Below are 18,569 nucleotides of genomic sequence, written 5' to 3' on the forward strand. Positions count from 1 at the left end.
GCTCCGGGGCTACGCGGGGTCGAGCCGGATGGTCCGCTCGGCGGCCGCCTCGACCTGCTCGCGGCTGTAGAGCAGCGGGAACGCTTCGCCGCGGCTCCACGGCCCGAACAGGTCGGTCGCGTGCGGATCGTCCAGCCGCCCGGACTGGCCCGGCGCGTTCATCGCCAGCGAGGAGTCCCAGTCCCCGACGTCGACGACGATCCGGAACGTCGCCCCGGAGTTCTGCACGAAGTCCGGCCCGTACGCGGTGGCCCCCACGGTGTCGCCGCTGCCGCCGCGCGGTTCCGGTCCCGCGGTGAGCCGGTCCGCGGGCACCCCGGGCAGCAGCGCCGCGAGCGGGTGGCGGGCGCGGGCCACGTGCAGTCGTCCCCACCGCCACGCCGACCGGTCCGGGCCGAGCAGCGCTTCGAGCTCGGCGATCGCGGCGGGGAGGGTGTGCGCCGCGGTGTCGGCGAGGAAGCCGTCCGGGTCGGGACCCAGCCGGTCGCCCGGTTCCTCCAGCAGTTCCAGGTCGATCCGGGAGTCGGTGGACACGTCCTCGAAGGGGGAGATGCGGCGCGCCACCTCCGCCGCGGCGTCGGCGCCCACGTGCCGCCGCACGGCCCGGGTCAGCAGCGCGGGGCGCAGGTGCCGCCGATACCAGACCTCGAACAGGGTGGCCGCCACCGAATCCGCGGCCAGCTCGCCGTCCCAGTCCCGCAGCAGGGCCAGCCCGTCGGTGCCCGCCGGGACGTCCAGCCGCCGCAGCACGGCGAGGATGCGCCGGGCGGGCACGCTGGAGAAGTCGTTCTGCAGCACCACCATGTCCGCCGGGGTCGCGTCGGTGGTGCGGGGCAGCACCTCGTCGAGGCGGTGCCGCCGGGCCGGGGATGACCAGTCGTAGCTCAGGTGCCGGTCTGGCGGGAAGTCGGCGGGCAGGTTGCACTCGTTCGCGGTCACCAGGTAGTCCTGCTCCGGGTTCACCACGCCGGGCAGCTGGTCGGCGTCGTAGAAGCCGTCCCACTCGTACCGGCCGTCGCCGGGCACCGGCAGCGTGCCGTCCCAGTTCGGCCGGACCGGTGCCATGCCACCCGCCTTCCAGGCGATGGTGCCGTTCGTGTCCGCGTAGACCTGGTTCTCCGCCGGCGCGCCCCAGCGGTTCATCGCGGCGAGGAACTCGTCGTGGTCGCGGGCCCGCATGTAGTCCATGCTGCCGAGGTACGGCGCCATCCCGGGCTCCAGCCAGGCGGCGCGCACCGCGAACGCGGTGCGGCGAGCCGGGTCCTGGTGGATGACCGGTCCGTGCCGGGTGAACAGCAGCTCCACCTCGACGGGTTCGCCGCCGTGCACCGCGATCGTCTCGATGAGCCGCCGCATCGGTTCCCAGCGGTCCTGGTACCGGTAGGAGTGCGGGTCGTCGGGCGCGGTCTCGTAGACGTACAGGTCCTCTTGGTCGATCGCGAAGATGGTGAGGCCGAACGCGATCCGCCCGTTGTGCCCGATGGACACGCCCGGCAGCGCCGGTTCGCCGCCGCCGATCACGTCGAACCCGGGGGCGGACAGGTGGGTGAGGTAGCGCAGCCCGGGCAGCGATGCGGCGGCGCGGTGCGGATCGTTCGCCAGCAGCGGCCGCCCGGAGCGGGTCCGGGACCCGGCGAGGACCCAGTTGTTGCTGCCTTCCGGCGGAAGCGGGTTCGCCGGGTCGGGCGGCCCGAAGACGGGTGGGGTGGTGGCCAGGTCGTACACCGCCAGCACGTCGTCCGGGATGAGGTCGAGGTCGAGCCCCTCCGGGATCGTCAGGTCCCGGGCCGGTTCGCGGCGTCGCCGCAGCTCCTCCACCTCCGGCGGCAGGTCCCGCAGCGTCCTGGCGCGCGCCACCTCCTCGCGCAGGTTCTGGAAGAGGCCGTGGCTGCGGATCCGGGGGACGTCCTCGGGTTCCCACCGCGCGGGTGCGTACCCCAGTTCGCGGAACTCGACCGGCAGCAGCTCGGGGTCGTGCCGGGTGAGCTCGACGAACGCGTTGATGCCCTCGACGAACGCGGTCACGGCGCGCTTGGTGTCGGAGCCGTAGGAGATCCATTCCCGCCGCATGTCCCCGCGGTACAGGAACAACCGGGCCGCGCGGTCCCGCTCCACGTGCTCCGGTCCGAAGACCTCGGCGAGCCGCCCCAGCCCGCGGCGCCGCCAGAAGTCGATCTGCCACAGCCGGTCCCGCGCCGCGTTGAACCCCTGCGCGCGGAACGCGTCGTAGGTGTCGTCGGCGTAGATGTGCGGAACGCCCCAGCGATCGATGACGATCTCCACCGGCCCGGTCAGGCCCGGGATCGAGTACGCCGTCCGGTCGTGCCCCTGTTCCTGCCCCTGCGCTGCCACGCGTCGCCTCCAGCCTCGTCGCCGATGTCCCGACGAGTAGAGCAGCACGACGGATGTCCGCGCGGGTGGAGAAGTGCGCCCGTCCGGCCGGTCGGGCACCGCCGGTTCGGCTAGCGGGCGTCGCGCACGTCGGCGGTGCCGAGCCGGACCGAGGCCAGCAGATCGCCGGAGAGGTCCACGTCGTCGGCGCCGCTGGCGGCGATGTAGGTGAGGATTCGTTCCCGGAACAGCCGGACGTGGGCCACTGCAACGGTTTCCGCGACGTCGGGGTCCCGCGCCTCGTAGGCGTCGATGAGCGCGGAGTGGTCGTGGCTGACCCGTTCGAAGTGGTCGTCGAGGCGGCGGGCGTTCCAGTCCTCGGCGCCGCCGAACGCCAGGTAGCCCAGCCGCTGACCCTCGTCGTGGATGCGCGCGGCCAGCGCCGAGAGGTACTCGTTGCGGGCGATGCGCGCTTCGAGGTGGTGCAGCGCGGCGTTGGCCGCGGCGATGTCCGGTGCGTCCCGGCGCCCGATGGCGTCGTCGACGGCCGCGCCCGCGGCGCGGAGCTCGGCGATCTCGGCCGGGGTGGCGCGGTTGGCGACCAGCCGCGCGATCGCCTTCGCGGTGACGATGTGCGCCTCGAACAGGCCGCTGATGCCGGCGAGGTCCAGCGGCCGCACGGTGAACCCGCCGCCGGGCTGGGCGCGGATGAGCCCTTCGGAGGCGATGAGGAAGAGCGCTTCGCGCATCGGCGTGCGGCTCAGGCCGAGCTCCTGGCTGAGCGCCACGTCGTCGATCCACTCGCCGGGGGTGAGGCGCAGCGTCATGTACCGAGCCTTGACCTCCGAGTACGCGCGCTCCATCTGCGTCCGCTGCCGCCGTCCCATGTCGACCATCCTGGCACATCGATCGACGACCCTTGACCTGCGGAGGAGTCTTTGTATTATCTCTGCATGCAGAACCACGGCGAGTTCGAACCACCGGTTCCGGTCGAGATCGACCCGGTGTCCGGGCGGTGGGAGGTCGGGGGACTGCCGATGGTGCTGGTGCCCCAGCACCTGCTGGTGAACAACCTCGACGCGGTGGAAGCCCGGGTCGGCCGCGACGAGGCCGGTCAGCTGTACCGGGACGCGGGCAGGCGCTCGGCGCGGCACTGGTGCGAGCACGAATCGGCGCGGCTCGGGCTGTCCGGGACCGCGACCGTCGAGCACTACCTGGACCAGCTCACCCGCCGCGGCTGGGGCCGCTTCGCGATCGACCTGCTCGACCCCGTGCGCGGCAAGCTGTGCGTGCGCGTCGAGCACTCCGCCCTGCTGCCCGTCGCCGGTTCGGTCCGCTCCGTGGACCGAGCCTGCTACCTGTTCGAAGCGTGGCTGGAAGGCGCGCTGCAGCACGCCTCCGGCCGCCCGCAACCCGTGACCGTGCGCGAGATCCGGTGCGGGATCGCCGCCGACGAATGCCTCTTCCGCAGCGACTGACCCCGGTAGGTGTCATGACGAAAGACCACGAAGCGACGGAACTGCGCAAGGTCATCCGCGCGGCCTCCATCGGGAACTTCGTCGAATGGTTCGACTTCGCGCTCTACGGGTTCCTGGCCACCGAGATCGCGACCAACTTCTTCCCCAGCGGCGACGCCACGGCCGGGTTGCTCAAGACGTTCGCCGCGTTCGCGGTCGCGTTCGCGCTGCGGCCCCTCGGCGGCGCGTACTTCGGAGCGCTCGGCGACCGCGTCGGCCGCAAGCGGGTGCTGGCGATCACGATCCTGCTCATGGGCGGTGCCACCGTCGCGCTCGGCGTCCTGCCGTCCTACGCCGCGATCGGGGTGGCCGCGCCGATCCTGCTCGTGCTCATCCGATGCGTGCAGGGCTTCTCCAGCGGCGGCGAGTACGCGGGGGCCTGCGCGTTCGTGCTGGAGCACTGCCGCCGGGAACGCCGCGCCTGGTACTCCAGCTTCCTGCCGGTGAGCACGTTCGCGGCGTTCGGCCTGGCCGCCGTGGTGTCCTTCGCCTGCAGCGGGGCGCTCGGCGCGGCCGCGATGACCGAGTGGGGCTGGCGGTTGCCGTTCCTCATCGCCGCCCCGCTCGGCGTCTGCGGCTTCTACATCCGGCAGAAGCTGGCGGAGACGCCGGACTTCCAGCACGTCGCCGAGCAGGACGAGGTCGCCCCCGCACCGGTCCGGGAGGCGCTGCGCTCGCACGGGCGGACGATGCTCGAACTCGGGCTGTTCATCTGCACCACAGCGCTGTCGTTCTACATGTTCACCACCTACATGACGACCTACCTGAAGGTCCTCACCGGGCACGACGCGCACACCACCCTGCTGTCCAACGTGGTCGCGCTGCTGTTCGCCGCGGCGCTGTGCCCCGTCGTCGGCCGCCTCTCCGACCGGTTCGGGCGCAAGACCACCATGGCCGCCGCCGCCGGGCTGCTCGTGGTCGGGGCGGTGCCCGCGTTCCTGCTCGCGGGCGGTGCCGGGGTGGTGCCCGCGATCGGCGGGCAGCTGCTGCTGGCGCTGGGCGTCGTGTCCTGCAACGTGGTGACCGCGGTGCTGCTCGTCGAACTGTTCCCCACCCGGGTGCGGTACACCGCCTCGGCGCTGACCTACAACCTCGCCTACGCCGTGTTCGGCGGCACCGCGCCGTTCATCGCGACCTTCCTGATCGAGGTCACCGGCGACCCGCTCGCCCCGGCCTACTACCTGGTGGGCGCGTCGCTCATCGCGCTCGTCGCCGCGTGGACCCTGCCGGAGACCTCCCGCCGACCGCTGTCCGAGACCGACCCCGCGTCCAGCAGAGGAGCGTGCACCTCATGACCGCGAAGATCACGGTTTTCCCCGCCAAGCGCGTGCTGACCATGGACCCCGGCCGTCCCACCGCGCCTGCGGTCGCCGTGCTGGACGGGCGCGTGCTCTCCACCGGCAGCATCGAATCCATGAAGCCGTGGCTGGACCGGCACGGTTACGAAGTGGACGACAGCCTGCGGGACAAGGTGATCATGCCCGGGTTCATCGACCCGCACACCCACTTCGCGATGTCCTCCGGATACCTCGGCGTCCCGTACCTCGGACCGATCGAGTCGCCCGGCCCGTGCGGCACCAACCCCGGACATCCGACCCGGGACAGCGTGCTGGCGGAGCTGCGCGCGCTCGACGCCCGCACCCCCGCGGGCGAGGCGCTCGTCGCCTGGGGCTTCGACCCGGCGGTGCAGGGCGGGCACCTGCACCGCGACGAACTCGACCAGGTCGTGCCGGGGCGGCCGGTGTTCATCATCTCCCTCGCCCCGCACTACCTCTACGCCAACAGCGCCGCACTGCGCACCACCCGCGTCACCGAGGACAGCACCGTCCACGGCGTGATGCGCTACCCCGACGGCAGGCTCAACGGGCAGTTCATCGAATTCGCCGCGCACAAGGCCGCCGTGGGGCGCTCGGCCGCCGACCTCGTCGCCGACACCGGCGAGCGGGGCCTGCGGGACATGGCCGCGATCGCGGTGCGCTCCGGCGTCACCACCACCGCGGAACTGCTGTTCGGCCTCACCGACCCCGAGCACGAGTGGCGCATCCACGACGCCGCGTTCAACGATCCGGCGACCCCGCTGCGGATGGGCCTGGTGTCCTCCGAGATGACGCTGCACGACGAGCACGGCCCCGGCGCGGCGCAGCACCTGGCGCGGCTGCACGAGCGCAACAGCGAGACGTTGTTCTTCCGCGGCGTCAAGTTCCTCGCCGACGGCTCGTTCCCGGCCATGTCGCTGCGGGTCCGCTTCCCCGGCTACCTCGACCTGAGCAACGGGGTGCGCAACGACGTGCCGTGGGACGTGCTGCACGAGCGGATGCTGCCGTTCTGGGAGGCGGGCATCCCGATCCACTGCCACGCCAACGGGGACGAGAGCATCGACGCCGCGCTCGACGCGCTGGCGAAGCTGCAGGAGCGGCGGCCCCGCTTCGACCACCGGTTCACCCTGGAGCACTACTGCATCAGCACGCCGGACCAGGCGCGCCGGGTGAAGGCGCTCGGGGCGCAGGCCAGCGTCAACTGCTACTTCGTGCACTACCGCAGCCACGTGCACAGCCACGAGGGCTACGGGCCGGACCGCTCCGAAGCCGTCGGCCGCCTCGGTTCGCTGGAACGCGAAGGCGTCACCTTCGCCCTGCACTCGGACTTCGCGCTGGTCGCCGTGCCGATGCACCCGCTGACCGCCGCGTGGGTCGCGGTGAACCGGCTCGGCGCGGACGGCGAGACCGTGCTCGCCCCCGGGGAGCGCATCGGCGTCGACCGGGCGCTGCGGGCGATCACCGTGGACGCCGCGCACGTGCTGGGCATGGAACGCACCGCGGGGAGCCTCGAACCCGGCAAGCACGCCGACTTCGCCGTCCTCGACGAGGACCCCTACGAGGTGGATCCGCGGGAACTGCGCGACATCCCGATCTGGGGGACCGCCCGCTCCGGCGTCCTGCACCGCGCCTAGCGCGTGATACCGGCGTGGTGCGAATGGTGGTCAGCGCGGGAGAACCGGTGCAGTGGCAGCTCACCGACGGCCCGGAACCGGTGATCGGACCGGCGGATCTGCTGGTCCGGGTGGTGGCGGCCGGGCTGAACCGGGCGGACCTGCTGATGCGCCGCGGCGACTACGTGCCGGACAGCGCGGACTGGCGGGTGCCCGCGGACCGGGTGGGTTTCGAGATGGCCGGTCACGTCGTCGCCGTCGGTGCCCAGGTGCGCGGCGTCGACGTCGGGCAGCCGGTGATGGCGCAGACCGGTGGGGCGTGCGCCGAACTGGTCGCCGTCGACCACCGGTCGGCGCTGCCGGTGCCGGACGCGGACGACCTGGTGCGTGCGGCGGGCCTGCCGAGGCTGCACGCCGTCGTCGACTCGGCCTTCGGCTTCGACGAGGCCGAGCGCGCCGCCGCGCGGTTGGCCGAACCGGACTCGTGCGGCAAGGTCGTGCTGCGACACGACGGCGCACGTCCGTAGGACGATCCGCCGCGGCACCACGAGAGGAGGAACCGGGATGCTCACGGCCTGGAAGTTCGGACCACTGGCGATCACCGCGGAGGAGGTCGACTTCCGCGACCCCGCCGAGACCGGACCGGACGTGCGGGAACGCGGGGTGCGCATCGAGTTCCGCGCGGTCGACGAGCACCGCGAGGGCAGCATCTACGCCTCCGACCCGTGGACGGTGCGGCCCGCGTTCTGCCGCCTCGACCTGCTGGAGTCCGGCCCCGGCCGCGCCGACCGCATCCACTGGCACCCGCGCGTCGAGGACGGCGAGCCCGGCGACCGGGTCTTCGACGCCGAGCTCACCGCCGACCCGATCGCCTGGCTGCGGGACCGCCTCCGGGACCTGCCCGCGTTCCTCCGGCGCACCGCCGAACCGGATCTGGCGGTGGACCAGGAGGACGTGGACGCGGAACTGGACGACGTCCTCGACGTGCTCGGCCGCGCCCTGGACCGCTCCCGCCGCCCCTGGCCCGCCGTCACCCACGACGAACGCGGTCTCGTCCGGAACGGCTGACCCGGATCACCGCTGCTCGTCGAGCCATTCCGCGTAGAAGGCGGGGAGGTCGGAGGCCTTGCCCTGGAAGTCGGGCGTGCGCTTCTCCCGGAACGCGGCGACGCCTTCGGCGCCGTCGCCGGTGCTCGTGTAGAACATCGCGAGCGAGTCGACCCGGTGCGCGTCGCGCGGGTGCGGGGCGGCGCTGCCGCGGCGCATCAGCTGGCGGGTCAGCGCGGTCGCGACGGGGGAGCGGTCCCGGGTCCAGGCGTCGGCGAGCCGCAGCGCCTCGTCGAGCAGCGCCTCCGGTTCGTGCACGCTGTTCGCGAGGCCCGCTTCCGCGGCGGCCGCCGCGTCGAGGATGTCCGCCCGGTAGGCCAGGTCCAGCGCCCGGGGAAGCCCGACGATGCGCGGCAGGAACCAGGAGGACGCGGCCTCCGGCACGATCCCGAGCCGCCCGAACACGAGGCCGAAGCGGGCGCGGCTCGACATCAGCCGGGCGTCCATCGCCAGCGTCATGGTCGCACCGATGCCGACGGCCGCACCGTTGATGGCGGCGATGACGGGCTTGGCGCAGTCGTGCACGGCGAGCGTGACGCGGCCGCCGGTGTCGCGGACGCGGTGCAGCTCCGGATCGGACAGGTCCGCCAGGTCCGCGAGCGTCGGCTCCTTCGACTCGTCGAGGCCGAACACGTTGCCCTCGGCGCTGAGGTCCATGCCCGCGCAGAAGGCGCGACCGGCGCCGGTGACGACGACCGCGCGCACCGAGTCGTCGGCGTTCGCCCGGACGAAGGTGTCCTCCAGCTCGTCGGCCATCGTGACGGTGAACGCGTTGAGCTGGTCCGGGCGGTCCAGCGTGACGACGAGGACGCCGTCGGTGACGTCGTGGCGGATGGTCTGCATGGTTCGGTTCCTCCTGGTCACGCCGGTGTGATCGCCTCGCCGCCCGCGGCTGGGCAGCGGGCGGCGACCGCCAGCCCACCACACGCTCCAGCCGGCCGGTGCACCCGCGGCCGCACTGCGGGTCTCCGGCCCTGCCCGGCGGGTCCTGTCAGCGGCGGAGCCGCTGCGCCGCCGACCACCAAACGGACCACCAGCGGGTTCTCAGCGGTCCCCTCGCGAGGACGGCGATTTCGCTGTGCACGGGCTTGGTGCAGGAGAAATCGCGGCCACACCGAGAAAGCGGGCAGCGGGGGAACCGCTGAGGTTCCGCCACCGCAACAGAAGTGGAGAGACAGCAAGTCAGCCCTGGGCAACGACAGGCTCGGCCACCGGGGCGGTGGGTACCTGCTCGGCCAAGGCGCGGCTGCCCAGCACCGCGAGCAGCACCAGGACCCACACGGCGGCGACGCTGAACCCGGCGAGGACCGGCGACCCGAACTCCGCGACGACCCCGGCCAACCCGATGCCCGCGGGCGCGGCGATCGTGAGCAGCGTGGTCTTGAAGCTCAGCACCCGGCCGCGCACCGCGCTGCTGGTCCGCTCGACCTGCAGCACCCCGGTGACCGCGCCGACCACCGAGTTGCCGAGGCCGAGCGCGGCGGCTCCGGCGAACACCACGGCGGGGGAGAGCAGCGACGCCATCAGCAGGAATCCCGCGGTGGTCCCGGCGAATCCGGCCGCCAGCCACGTCCGCGTCGACCACCGGCCGCCGACGCCGCTGTAGAGCGCCGCACCGCCCAGCATCCCGGCGGCGAGCGCGGTGAGCACGAGCCCGAGCAGGTCGGGCCGGGCGATCAGGTCGAAGTACAGCGGCAGCACCATGCCCTGCAGCCCGCCGAGCGCCACGGCCAGGCCGACGACGAGCCCGGACGTGCCGAGCAGGAACCGGCTGCGCCCCACCACCGCGAACCCTTCGCCCAGCTCGCGCAGCACCGATCGGCGCGGCGCCGCGGTGCCCTCGACCTCGCCGAGGTGGCGCGGCAACGTCCGCGTCAGCAGCGCCGCCAGCGCGGACGTGCCCGCGGTGATCCACAGCACCGAGGTGGGGTCGAAGGCGGCGAGCAGCAGGCCCGCCGCGGCCGGGCCGATCACCAGGGCCGCGGAGCTCGCGGCCTGGCGCAGCCCGATCAGCCGGGCCATGTCGATCCCGGCGTGCCTGGCCACCACCGGCGCGAGCACTTCCCGCGCCGTCGTGCCCGGCACGTCCCCGAACGAGCCGACGATGCCCAGCACCACGAACCAGGTCAGGTTCAGGCCCCACCCCAGGTCGACCAGCGGCAGCGCGGCGACCGAGACCGCGGAGACGAGGTCGGCGACCGCGGAGGCGGTGCGCCGGTTGATCCGGTCGACCACCACCCCGCCGAGCAGTCCGACGAGCACGGCCGGGACGGCGGTCGCGCCCGCGAGCACCGCGGTGCCCAGCGGGCTCCCGGTCGTCTGCAGCACGATCAGCGGCAGCGCGACCGCGGCGATCCCGTTGCCGAGCAGGCTCAGCAGGTGCGAAGCGAGGTAGGTGGCGGCGGTGAGCGGCATGCGCCCAGCACATCCCCGGCCGTCGCGGCATGGTCAAGCGGAATCCCCGCCCGAACTCCCGTCGCCGCGCGTGATCCCGGACACCCGTCCGGCCGATGTGGACGGTGCCGAGGCGCTGCCGCCGCCGAAGACGAGCCGTCCAGCGCGAGCCGCCGGTGCGAGCTGCCGGAGCGGCCGCCCAGCACGATCCGCCAGAGCGAACCGCCGAGCGTGAGCCGCTGGGCGCGGGCCGCTGGGCGTGGGCCGCTGGGCGTGGGCCGCTGGGCGTGGGCCGCTGAGCGCGGGCCGCCGAGCGTGAGTCGCCCAGCACGACCCCCGAACACGAGCAGGTCCGCCCGTGCAGCACGGGCGGACCTGCGTCGGTCGAGCGGGATCGGTCAGTGGCTCGCGGCCACCGCCCGCCGGTTCTCGTCCTCCGGCACCTTCAGGTAGCCGACCATGATGAACGCGGCCACGTAGAGCAGGACGAACGCCCACACCACGCCGGCGTTGCCGAGCCCGATGGCGAGCACGACGGCCGGGACGGCCGCACCGAGGAACGCCGCACCGCCGGCCGCGGTCGTGTACATGGCCATCGCGGCGCCCTTCTGCTCGGGGGCGAGCGCGGGCATGATCGCGCCCATCGGCACGAACCCGGCGAGCAGCGCGCCGAACACGCAGCCCGCGGCGGTCGCGGCCCAGAAGCCCCACGCCGAACCGGCGGGGACCAGGTGCGCCACGTACCACCAGGCGAGCAGGCCGAGCGCGGAGCCGAAGACGCCGAACCACTGCACGGTGCGCCGCCAGCCCCACTTGTCGCCGATGGCGCCGAACACGGCGTTGAGCAGGATGTTCGACGCGTAGACCAGCGTGGTCATGACCAGCCAGCGCGACTGGCCCCAGCCGAGCTCGTCGGCGATGACCGTCGGCAGGATGATGAACATGCCGTACTGCGGCGCGGTGTTGATCAGCCGCACCAGGAAGCCCATCAGGATCTTCGGCCGCCGCGCGGTGAGCCGCAGGCCCGCGGTCAGCACCTCGCCGGTGGACAGCTCCGCGGCGGCGACGCGGCGGTCACCGTGCGGTTCGTGCACCGCGAACTGCGCGATCAGGAAGCCGATCACCACGAGGGCGATGGAGGCGATCATCGCCCCGGTCTCACCGCCGGTGCCGCCGCCGAAGACGGGGATCATGCCCAGCGCGTAGAGCGACCCCAGCGTCGGCAGGCCACCGGTGAACATCACGTAGAACCAGCCGACGGCCTTGCCGTTGCGCTCCACCGGCGTGACCACGTTGACCCACACCAGGAAAGCGAACGCGAACAGCGGATAGCCGAACCCGCGCAGGAAGTAGGTCAGGAACACCAGCGGCATGCTGCCGGTGCCGAGCGCGACCAGGAACAGCGCCTCGAACACCACCCACACGGCGGCGCCGAGCTGCATCACGCGGCGCGGCCCCCACAGGTCGGCCAGCACGCCGGACAGGTAGCTGCCCACCAGCACGGACACGCCGTACATGGAGATGATCGTGCTGACCGTGGTGGCGGGGCTGTCGAGCACGGTCTCGATGTGCGGCGAGATGAAGTTGGTCTCGGTGCCGTTGCCGGTCATGAAGACGAGCACGGCGAAGAATCCCCAGCGCAGCGAGTGCGGGATGCCGACCCGGTCGAGGAAGGTCTCGCGCCGCGCGCCGGTGGTCTCGGTGGTGGTCATGTCAGTCCCGCCCTTCACGCGTTGGGCAGGATCGAGACCTTGACCGACGCACCCGAGGTGTCGGCGACCAGGTCGAGGGCCTGCTGGAATTCGCTCAATCCGACCTGGTGGGTGCAGATCTCGTCGACCGGGATCTTGCCCTGCTCCAGCAGCTTGATCGCCGCGGGCCAGCAGTTCGGCCCGAGGTGCGCGCCGAGGACGTTGAGCTCCTTGTCGTCGGAGATGATCGACCAGTCGACCGTCACGTCCGAGCCGAACACCGAGTACTCCACGTAGGTCCCGAGCTTGCGCAGCAGGTTCAGCCCCTGCCCGACCGCCGGGGTGGCGCCGGTGCCCTCCAAGTAGACGTCGGCACCGTAGCCCTCGGTCAGCTCGGCGACCTTGGCGACCACGTCGTCCTTCAGCGGGTTGAACGTGACGTCGGCGCCGCAGCGGCGGCCCAGTTCGAGCTTGTCGTCGTCGAGGTCGAGCGCGACCAGCGTCATCGGGTTCTTCTGCCGCGCACCGGAGATGAGGCCGAGGCCGATGGGGCCGCAGCCCGCGACGACGACCACGTCGCCGAACTTGATGTCGGCGCGCTCCACCGCGTGCAGCGCGCAGGACAGCGGTTCGGCGTAGGCGGCGTGCTCCGGCTTCAGGTCGTGCGAGACCTTGTGCGCGCGGGCCTTCTTCGGCACCAGCGTGTACTGGGCCATGGCGCCGTGGTAATTGCGGAAGCCGAACATGTCGTGCGGCCCGCACATCCAGTACTCGCCGCGGCGGCAGTACCGGCACTCCTCGCAGGGCACGATCTGCTCGCAGGCGATCCGGTCGCCGACCTCGACCTTGTGGTGCTGCAGCGCCTCCTGATCACCGGACACGACGGTGCCGACGAACTCGTGGCCGGGGATGATCCCCTTCTGCGCCCAGGCGGGGCGGTTCTCGTCGCCCCAGAACTTCGCGGCGCCGTGGTAGCACTTCAGGTCGCTCGCGCAGACGCCGACCGCTTCCACTTCGATCAACAATTCGCCCGCGGCCGGTGCGGGGACGTCCACCTCTTCCAGGCGGTAGTCCTCCGGGCCGTGGACGACGACAGCCGACATCCGGCTGGGAATGGGGTTCGGCACCTTTGCCTCCAGTGGTTCCACTTCTCGTTCATCGATCCGCCCGCCGGAGGGGGCGGATCAGCTCCGTTGCCAGGGGCAGGCTGCTGCACGCGGGGGCGAGGTGCACTCCGCCACCGCGCGCGCCCAGCGGGCCGTGGGCCAACGGGGGAGCGGAGACCGGCGCGGCCGGGGCGGGCCGGACGGGCGGACTCGGCGCGGAGTCCGCTCCTCCGGCGCCGTCCCGAGCCGGTCGGTTCCGCAGGCTCGTCGTCGCCGCCCCGCCCGGTGGGCCGGTGCGGGGCAGCGGGGTACGGGGATGACCCGGCCGTGCCGGGCCGGCGAGGCGCCGATCAGCCGAGCGCTCGTAGGCCGGGTCGAGCTCGCTGCGAGGGGCCGGGCAGCGTCGACCGGAGGCGGTGGTTCGTCCCTGCCGCCCGGTCCGGCTCCGGTGAGCCGGTCCTGTCGCGTTGCCGTGCACTGCTCTCCTCGCGCGTCGGACCCCGATGTCGACGAGGTGCTACCTTCGAGCCCGTCCCGCTCAAAAGTCAACACCGGCCGCTCAAATGAGCGGCCACTGCGCCAGTGGGGAGACCAGGTGGGTCCCGAGCGCCAGATGCTGGCCGCGCTCGTCGCGACGAAGCACTACTTCGAGAAGCGGACGAAATCGCAGATCGCGGAGGATCTCGCGCTGTCGCGGTTCCAAGTCGCACGGCTGCTCGAAGCCGCGCACGCGGAGGGGATCGTGCGGATCACCGTCGAGCTCCCGTCCGGCGTGGACGCCGGGCTCTCGGACCGGCTGCGCCGCCACTTCGGGCTCAAACGAGCGCTGGCGGTGGTGACCGCCGACGACCCGGCCACGCGCAGGCGGCAGCTCGGCAAGGTCGCCGCCGACCTGCTCGGCGACGTGGTGACCGAGGACGACTGCCTCGGCGTCGCCTGGGGCCGCACGCTCGGTTCGATCCCCGAGTCGCTGACCCGGCTGGCGACCTGCCCGGTGGTCCAGCTGACCGGGGTCGCGGGGTCGGTCTCGGAGAACACCGTCGAGCTGGTGCGGCAGGTGTCCGCGGTCAACGGCGGCCCGGCCAGCCCGATCTACGCGCCGTTCGTCGTCGCCGACACCACCACGGCCCGCGGGCTGCGCAGCCAGCCCGGCATCGCCCGGGCGCTGGAGCTGCACCGGACGGTGACCCGCGCGGTCGTCGGCGTCGGCAGCTGGGATCCGCCGGATTCGAAGATGCACGACTCGCTGCCGGTGGAGGAGCGGCGGGCGCTGCTCGCCAAGGGCGTGCAGGCCGAGGTGTGCGGAACGCTGCTCAACGTGCAGGGCGGCGTGGTCGCCGGGCTGGAGGACCGGTGCATCGCGATCCCGGCGGACCTGCTGCGCCAGGTTCCGGAGGTGATCGCCGTCGGCGGTGGTGCCACGAAGATCAAGGCGATGTTGGCCGCGATCCGCTCCGGCCTGATCCACGGCCTCGTCACCGACGCCACCGCCGCCGAGGAGCTGCTGACGCTCGGATGAGCGCCGGGCGCTAGCGGGTGCCGCCCGCCTCGACCCGCGCGATGATCGCGTCGATCCGCTGCCGCGCGTCCGACCGGTCCGTCCGGGCGACGCAGCCGTCGCCTTCGGTGACGCCCCACGGCACCAGCACGTCGAAGTCCAGCTCGCGGACCAGGGCGAGGCTGGCCAGGTAGTCCTGGCGCAGTCCCCGGTCCAGCACCACGGCCTTCCACTCCCCGTCCTCGATCCAGATGAAGTCGCCGGTGAACAGGAAGCGGTGGTCCCCGCTGTCCCAGAGGTAGCAGGTGGTGCCTGCGGTGTGCCCCGGGACGGGGATCGCCTCGATGTCGTCGGCGAGCATCCGCCGCTCGCCGAAGGTGCCGGTGACGCGCATCTGCCGGGCGGTCGCGGCGCGGTCGCGCTCGTGGACGAACACCGGCACGTCGAGGCCGGGGTCGCCGTACATGCCCTCGTGCTCGTGGTTGATCAGCAGCCGGTCGGCTCCGCCGTGCTCGGCGATGGCCGCCGCGTCCGCGGTGAGCCCGGGCGAGTTGTACACGGCCACGGTGCCCGCGGGCCGTTCCAGCAGGAACGAGCGCAGCAGCACGTTGTGCTGGAACGGCAGTCGCGCGGTGCTGGTGGCCCGCAGCCCGGCGATGGGGGAGTCGAGGGTCGGCATGGTCGTTCTTCCTTTCGTCGTGGGAGGCCCGGGAGGGCGGGGTGGTCGGTCGCGGGCGTCGCCGCGGTTCACAGCCGTCCGGCGAGCGCCCAGGCCCGGGCGCGGGACTCCGCGTCCAGCAGGTCGGTGTGGGTGAGCATCAGTTCGGTGGCCCCGGCGTCGAGGTAGCGGCGCAGCCCGGCGGCGACGGCGTCCTCGTCCCCGGCGAGCAGGAGGTCGGCCGCGCTCGCCCTCCCCTCGGCCGCGATGACCTGCCGGTAGGAGGGAATGCCGTCGTAGAAGCCGAGCACCTCCGCCGCGCGGGCGCGGGCGGCGGCCACGTCGTCGGTCACCACCGCGGGCACGCCGGCCACGATCCGCGGGGCCGGTCGTCCCGCCGCCGCGGCGGCCGCGGTGATGGCGGGGACGATCCGTTCGGCGAGGGTTCGCGGTCCGGCGAGGAACGGCATCGTGCCGTCGGCGAGCTCACCGGCGGCGGCGAGCGCCCGCGGTCCCATCGCGGCCACCAGGACCGGGATCCGCGGTGCGGCTCCGGCCACGGACGTCGGAGTGATCGGCCGGGACACGAGGGTCTCCCCGTCGAAGGGGGAATCGTCGCCGTCGAGCAGCGGCCGGAGGGCGGCGAGGTGTTCGCGCAGGTGCCGGATCTGCGGCGGGTACGGCAGGCCGAACACCGGTTCCAGCGCGGTGCGCGCGCCGAGTCCGAGGCCGAGCCGGAAGCGTCCGCCGGTGGCGGCCTGCGCGGTCTTCGCCGCCGCCGCGACGAGCAGGGGGTGGCGCGGGTACATCGGCACGACGGCGGTGCCGACGTGGATGCGGGGTTCGGCCTGGCCCACGAGCGCCGCGAGCTGGATCGCGTCGTAGTCGAGGCCCTGCCCGAACCACATCGTGCGCACGCCCGCCGCGGCCGCCTCGTGCGCCAGTTCTCCGGCGCGGTCGACGAGGTTCGCCATGCCGGGTTCGGCGGCGGACGTTCCGCCGAAGAACACCCCGGTCCGGCCTGCTGCGGTGGTCATGTCGCGGCTCCTTGAGCTCGGTCGGATCGCCCGCCGGACTGCGCGGACGGGCGCTCGGTGGGCGCCGCCGCCCGCCCGGGGCCGGTGGGACCGACCAGGTGATTGCAGAGACTGAAATGAGCCTACAGCGTCGATTGCAGTCCCTGCAATCGACTAGGCTGCGGACATGGGCAGGTGGCCGGGACGAGCGCAGGAACGATTGCAAGCCGCCGCGATCGAGCTGTTCGCCGAGCGCGGCTACGAGCGCGCCACCGTCGCCGAGATCGCCGAACGCGCCGGGCTGACCGAACGCACCTTCTACAACCACTTCGCCGACAAGCGCGAAGTGCTCTTCCCGTCCCAGGACGGGTTCCTCGCCGGGCTCGTCGAGGCGATCGGCGCGGCACCCTCGGACCGGTCCGCGCTGGACGTCGTCGTCGACGCCCTGCTGGAGACCACCGACTGGTTCGACCAGCGGCGCGAGACGGCGCAGCAGCGCAGGCGGATCATCGACTCCCGGGCCGAGCTGCAGGAGCGCGAGCTGGCCAAGATGGCGGCCTTCTGCGCCGCGCTGGCCGGAGCGCTCCGGGGCAGGGGGTCCGCCGGGCCCGCCGCCGAGCTGACCGCCTCGGCTGCCGTGTCCGCCTACCAGCTCGCGTCGGCGGACTGGCTGGCCGACCCGCAGCGGCGTGGGCTCGGCCACCACCTTCGCTCGGTTTTCGGGGAGCTGCGCGCCGCGGCGAGCACCTGGTGAAACCGCGCGGCTGCGTCAGGACCTCTGCCGCACCGGTTCGGGCAGGAAGGTGCCGCGGTTGAGGCTGCGCTCGATGGTCTCCAGCGACCGCCCCTTCGTCTCGGGCACGCGGAACAGCACGACGACCCAGGCGAGCACGTTCAGCGCGGCGTAGACCAGCATCGCCCCGCCCAGGGTGAGCGCGTTGACGAGCGTGAGCGCGGTCGAGGTGACCAGCAGGTTCGAGCCCCACAGCGCCGCGGCGTGCAGTCCGGTCGCGGCGGGCCGGATCCGCAGCGGGTAGATCTCCGAGCCGATCAGCCAGCCCACCACTTGGATGCCGCCGGCCTGGAAGAACATGAACGCCAGCAGCAGCACCAGCGCGAGCCACGGGTTCGGCCGCTGTCCGGACACCAGGAACAGCAGGCCGAACAGCGCGATGGAGATCGCCGACCCGGGCAGCATGGCCAGCATCAGGCTGCGGCGGCCGATCCGGTCGACGACCAGCTTGCCGACCAGCGTCATCACCACGTACACGATCCCGACTCCGACGTTGGCCCACAGCGAGAACCCCGACGAGAAGCCGACCATGGTGAGGATGACCGGCGTGTAGTAGATCATCATCTCCAGCCCGGTGATCTGGGTGAAGATCGCCACCGCCAGGCCCGCGACCAGTGCCGGGCGCAGCCACTTCTCGCCGAGCGCCGACCACGGGCCGCCGCGGGCCTCGTTCTCCCGCTGCAGCACGTGCTCGATCTCCCGCACCTCGCGGTCGGCGGTGGCGCCGTCGGGCCGGACCCACCGCAGCACCATCCGCGCCGCGCCGGTGTGGTCGCGGTGCACCAGCCAGCGCGGGCTCTCCGGGGCTCGCAGCATGCCGAGGATCAGCAGGACCGCGGGCACGACCGCGATCATGATCTTCCAGTGCCAGGCGACCTCGCGGAACACCACGTTGACCAGCGCCGCGGCGAGGATGCCGATGCCGATGGCGACGTTGAAGAAGGTCACGAACCCGCCGCGCCGCTCCGGCGGGGACAGCTCGGCGATGTAGGTGGGAATGGTCTGGGTGCAGCCGCCGACCGCCAGGCCCAGCAGCAGCCTGCTGCCGATCAGCGTGAGCGGTTCGGGGGAGAGCCCGGCCAGCACCACGCCGCCGCCGAAGATCACCGCGACGGTGATGATCGTCGACCGGCGGCCGAACCTGCTGGCGAACGATCCCGCGCCGAGCGCGCCGATCACCGCGCCCACCAGGATCGAGGCGGTGATCATCTCCTGGATGGTGTGGCTGGGGAGGGTGGCGCCGAACAGCCGGTAGGACTCGGTGATCCCGAAGTCCTGGGTGATCTGCATCAGGGTGCCGGAGATGACCCCGGTGTCGTAGCCGTACAGCAGCCCGCCCAGCGCGGCGACGAAGGCCACGTAGTACACGTTCCGGATCGGGTCGCCGGACGGGGTCTCGGTGGGCACGCCCCGCAGTTCCCGCTCCGCCGCCGACAGTTCCGGCTCGTGGTCGAAGCCCGCGAGCTCCGGTTCGTCGGAGTCGCCGTGGTGTTCGGGCATCCGCACTCCTCGCAGGCGCTGGAGGGCCG

16 protein-coding genes are annotated in these 18,569 nt (G+C 72.8%); 7 read left to right on the plus strand and 9 right to left on the minus strand.

What is annotated here, in order from left to right; all coding sequences use genetic code 11:
- Nucleotides 1-9 precede the first annotated feature (9 nt).
- The gene (locus AC29IT_RS17185; protein WP_488219395.1) at nt 10-2,352 is read right to left on the minus strand and encodes a penicillin acylase family protein; all 2,343 of its coding nucleotides are present in this window, start codon (nt 2,350-2,352) and stop codon (nt 10-12) included.
- Nucleotides 2,353-2,462: 110 nt separating this feature from the next.
- A complete protein-coding gene (locus tag AC29IT_RS17190; protein WP_358435662.1) occupies nt 2,463-3,218 on the minus strand; it encodes a GntR family transcriptional regulator in 756 nt (251 codons plus the stop codon).
- Nucleotides 3,219-3,284: 66 nt separating this feature from the next.
- On the opposite strand from AC29IT_RS17190, the gene AC29IT_RS17195 reads away from it, so the two are divergent.
- The 5 genes from AC29IT_RS17195 to AC29IT_RS17215 are packed head-to-tail and all read left to right on the plus strand — an operon-like array spanning nt 3,285 to nt 7,845.
- The gene (locus tag AC29IT_RS17195; RefSeq protein ID WP_488219396.1) at nt 3,285-3,809 is read left to right on the plus strand and encodes a DUF5943 domain-containing protein; all 525 of its coding nucleotides are present in this window, start codon (nt 3,285-3,287) and stop codon (nt 3,807-3,809) included.
- A 14-nt stretch (nt 3,810-3,823) separates the two neighbouring features.
- Nucleotides 3,824-5,143 carry an MFS transporter gene (locus tag AC29IT_RS17200; RefSeq protein ID WP_488219397.1) on the plus strand — a complete coding sequence of 440 codons (1,320 nt, stop codon included), beginning with the start codon at nt 3,824-3,826 and terminating at the stop codon, nt 5,141-5,143.
- On the plus strand, nt 5,140-6,798 hold the full coding sequence (locus AC29IT_RS17205) for an amidohydrolase (RefSeq protein ID WP_488219398.1): 1,659 nt from the start codon (nt 5,140-5,142) through the stop codon (nt 6,796-6,798). The genes AC29IT_RS17200 and AC29IT_RS17205 overlap by 4 nt, the downstream gene beginning before the upstream one ends.
- A 47-nt stretch (nt 6,799-6,845) precedes the next feature.
- Nucleotides 6,846-7,304: an alcohol dehydrogenase catalytic domain-containing protein gene (locus tag AC29IT_RS17210; protein ID WP_488219399.1), complete on the plus strand. Its 459-nt coding sequence runs from the start codon at nt 6,846-6,848 to the stop codon at nt 7,302-7,304.
- Nucleotides 7,305-7,341: 37 nt separating this feature from the next.
- Nucleotides 7,342-7,845, plus strand: a complete 504-nt coding sequence (locus AC29IT_RS17215; protein ID WP_358435674.1) for a hypothetical protein — start codon at nt 7,342-7,344, stop codon at nt 7,843-7,845.
- Between the two features lie 6 nt (nt 7,846-7,851).
- On the opposite strand, the gene AC29IT_RS17220 is transcribed toward AC29IT_RS17215, so the two are convergent.
- The 4 genes from AC29IT_RS17220 to AC29IT_RS17235 form a co-directional block, all read right to left on the minus strand.
- Nucleotides 7,852-8,727, minus strand: a complete 876-nt coding sequence (locus AC29IT_RS17220; protein ID WP_488219400.1) for a crotonase/enoyl-CoA hydratase family protein — start codon at nt 8,725-8,727, stop codon at nt 7,852-7,854.
- A gap of 339 nt (nt 8,728-9,066) precedes the next feature.
- Nucleotides 9,067-10,299, minus strand: a complete 1,233-nt coding sequence (locus AC29IT_RS17225; protein WP_358435680.1) for an MFS transporter — start codon at nt 10,297-10,299, stop codon at nt 9,067-9,069.
- Nucleotides 10,300-10,676: 377 nt separating this feature from the next.
- Nucleotides 10,677-11,990, minus strand: coding sequence for an RbtT/DalT/CsbX family MFS transporter (locus tag AC29IT_RS17230; protein ID WP_358435683.1), 1,314 nt, complete (start codon nt 11,988-11,990; stop codon nt 10,677-10,679).
- 14 nt (nt 11,991-12,004) lie between these two features.
- Entirely contained in the window at nt 12,005-13,096 is a 1,092-nt protein-coding gene (locus tag AC29IT_RS17235; RefSeq protein ID WP_358435686.1) for an alcohol dehydrogenase catalytic domain-containing protein, read from the minus strand.
- Nucleotides 13,097-13,670: 574 nt separating this feature from the next.
- Between AC29IT_RS17235 and AC29IT_RS17240 the strand changes: the two genes are divergently transcribed.
- The gene (locus AC29IT_RS17240; protein WP_358435689.1) at nt 13,671-14,594 is read left to right on the plus strand and encodes a sugar-binding transcriptional regulator; all 924 of its coding nucleotides are present in this window, start codon (nt 13,671-13,673) and stop codon (nt 14,592-14,594) included.
- Nucleotides 14,595-14,604: 10 nt separating this feature from the next.
- Here AC29IT_RS17240 and AC29IT_RS17245 read toward each other — a convergent pair whose 3' ends face one another.
- Both AC29IT_RS17245 and AC29IT_RS17250 read right to left on the minus strand, forming a co-directional pair.
- The gene (locus AC29IT_RS17245) at nt 14,605-15,252 is read right to left on the minus strand and encodes an MBL fold metallo-hydrolase (RefSeq protein ID WP_488219401.1); all 648 of its coding nucleotides are present in this window, start codon (nt 15,250-15,252) and stop codon (nt 14,605-14,607) included.
- A 68-nt stretch (nt 15,253-15,320) separates the two neighbouring features.
- Nucleotides 15,321-16,268 carry a TIGR03564 family F420-dependent LLM class oxidoreductase gene (locus AC29IT_RS17250; RefSeq protein ID WP_488219402.1) on the minus strand — a complete coding sequence of 316 codons (948 nt, stop codon included), beginning with the start codon at nt 16,266-16,268 and terminating at the stop codon, nt 15,321-15,323.
- Between the two features lie 166 nt (nt 16,269-16,434).
- Between AC29IT_RS17250 and AC29IT_RS17255 the strand changes: the two genes are divergently transcribed.
- Nucleotides 16,435-17,001 (plus strand): TetR/AcrR family transcriptional regulator, encoded by a 567-nt coding sequence (locus AC29IT_RS17255; RefSeq protein WP_488219403.1) that lies wholly within the window; start codon nt 16,435-16,437, stop codon nt 16,999-17,001.
- A 15-nt stretch (nt 17,002-17,016) separates the two neighbouring features.
- On the opposite strand, the gene AC29IT_RS17260 is transcribed toward AC29IT_RS17255, so the two are convergent.
- Nucleotides 17,017-18,540 (minus strand): sugar porter family MFS transporter, encoded by a 1,524-nt coding sequence (locus tag AC29IT_RS17260; protein ID WP_488219404.1) that lies wholly within the window; start codon nt 18,538-18,540, stop codon nt 17,017-17,019.
- Nucleotides 18,541-18,569: the final 29 nt, after the last annotated feature.

Source organism: Saccharopolyspora sp. MMCC62, from assembly GCF_057736575.1.

Bases quoted from the DNA above. Each gene is read 5' to 3' on its own strand.
- AC29IT_RS17190 (WP_358435662.1), bottom strand. From the start codon at position 3,218: ATGGGACGGCGGCAGCGGACGCAGATGGAGCGCGCGTACTCGGAGGTC.
- AC29IT_RS17195 (WP_488219396.1), top strand. From the start codon at position 3,285: ATGCAGAACCACGGCGAGTTCGAACCACCGGTTCCGGTCGAGATCGAC.
- AC29IT_RS17200 (WP_488219397.1), top strand. From the start codon at position 3,824: ATGACGAAAGACCACGAAGCGACGGAACTGCGCAAGGTCATCCGCGCG.
- AC29IT_RS17205 (WP_488219398.1), top strand. From the start codon at position 5,140: ATGACCGCGAAGATCACGGTTTTCCCCGCCAAGCGCGTGCTGACCATG.
- AC29IT_RS17215 (WP_358435674.1), top strand. From the start codon at position 7,342: ATGCTCACGGCCTGGAAGTTCGGACCACTGGCGATCACCGCGGAGGAG.
- AC29IT_RS17220 (WP_488219400.1), bottom strand. From the start codon at position 8,727: ATGCAGACCATCCGCCACGACGTCACCGACGGCGTCCTCGTCGTCACG.
- AC29IT_RS17225 (WP_358435680.1), bottom strand. From the start codon at position 10,299: ATGCCGCTCACCGCCGCCACCTACCTCGCTTCGCACCTGCTGAGCCTG.
- AC29IT_RS17230 (WP_358435683.1), bottom strand. From the start codon at position 11,990: ATGACCACCACCGAGACCACCGGCGCGCGGCGCGAGACCTTCCTCGAC.
- AC29IT_RS17245 (WP_488219401.1), bottom strand. From the start codon at position 15,252: ATGCCGACCCTCGACTCCCCCATCGCCGGGCTGCGGGCCACCAGCACC.
- AC29IT_RS17250 (WP_488219402.1), bottom strand. From the start codon at position 16,268: ATGACCACCGCAGCAGGCCGGACCGGGGTGTTCTTCGGCGGAACGTCC.
- AC29IT_RS17255 (WP_488219403.1), top strand. From the start codon at position 16,435: ATGGGCAGGTGGCCGGGACGAGCGCAGGAACGATTGCAAGCCGCCGCG.
- AC29IT_RS17260 (WP_488219404.1), bottom strand. From the start codon at position 18,540: ATGCCCGAACACCACGGCGACTCCGACGAACCGGAGCTCGCGGGCTTC.